Source organism: Elioraea sp. Yellowstone, assembly GCF_006704265.1.
Classification (GTDB): domain Bacteria; phylum Pseudomonadota; class Alphaproteobacteria; order Acetobacterales; family Acetobacteraceae; genus Elioraea.
In genome coordinates this window covers 1-1,161 of the sequence record NZ_VIKA01000290.1, presented here as the reverse complement: position 1 = coordinate 1,161, position 1,161 = coordinate 1, and the positions used below count along the sequence as shown (strand labels likewise).

The following is a 1,161-nucleotide window of genomic DNA, read 5'->3' as shown; positions in this document are numbered from 1 at the left end:
GGAGACCTCTGCGAAACGGCTTGCCTGTGGCGTGATGTGCTGATTCGCTGTCGGTCCGAAGGTTTGGGCAGCGAGGGTTGCGATGGGTCAGCGTCGGATTGGTCAGGCGAGCTTGGCGGAGGCGCTGCTGCCGGCGGGTGTGGGTTGCAATCGGCGGCTGGAGCGGATCGCAGCCTTGATCGACTGGGCGCCGATGGAGCGGCTGCTGGCGCCGCTGCGGGCGCCGACGGGCCGTCCCGGCTATCCGCCGCTGGCGCTGTTCCGCGCGCTGCTGTTGGCGCAGTGGTACCAGCTTTCCGATCCTGGCCTGGAGGAGGCGCTGGCGGATCGGCTCTCATTCCGCCGCTTTTGCGGGTTCGGGCTCGATGACGGCACCCCGGACGAGACGACGTTGTGCCGGTTTCGCGGGACCCTGGCGGAGCGCGGCCTTGCCGAGGCACTGTTCGCGGAGGTGAACCGCCAGCTCGATGCGCGTGGCCTGATGCTGAAGGCTGGCACGCTGATCGACGCCACACTGGTCGAGGCGGCGGTGGCACGCCCGCCGGCGAGCGAGGGCGAGGTCTCGACGAAAGACCCGGAGGCCGGCTTCACGCGGCGCGGCCGGAAGAGCTTCTTTGGCTTCAAGGCACACGTGGCGGTCGACCTTGGCTCCGATCTGGTGCGCGAGGCGGTCCTGACCGGCGCCGAGGTCGGCGATAGCGTCGTGGCCGATGCCCTGGTGCAGGGTGATGAAGCCGCGGTGTTCATGGATAAGGCCTATGACAGCGCGCCCCGGCGGGCCGCGCTGGCCGAGGCGGGCATCACCGACGGCATCATGCATCGCGCGCATGCACGGCGTCCGCTGGCACCCTGGCAACGCTGGATGAACGTGGTCCTGGCGCCGATCCGCGCCCGGGTCGAGCGCAGCTTCGGCACGCTCAAGCGCAGCTATGGCTGGCGTCGGGTGCGCTATCGCGGCCTCGCTCGCAACGGCGCCCACCTGCACCTGCTCTGCACCGCGCTGAACCTCCGCCGTGCCGAACGGCTCGTCGCCTGACAGGAGAGGTGCGCCCGGAAACCACGCCTCAGCGTGGCGAAGCCCGCAGTAGCGCCAGGCAAACCGCTATCCTGACTGCGCCTCGCGGCAGTCAGCGCGAACGACCCTCGTTCCGCAGAGGTCTC

At 69.9% G+C, this 1,161-nt stretch carries 1 protein-coding gene; it reads left to right on the top strand.

Annotated features, from left to right (window positions below; translation table 11 throughout):
• The first annotated feature begins 82 nt into the window (after window positions 1-82).
• A complete protein-coding gene (locus tag FK498_RS18755; RefSeq protein WP_141857227.1) occupies window positions 83-1,036 on the top strand; it encodes an IS5 family transposase in 954 nt (317 codons plus the stop codon).
• Window positions 1,037-1,161 lie beyond the last annotated feature (125 nt).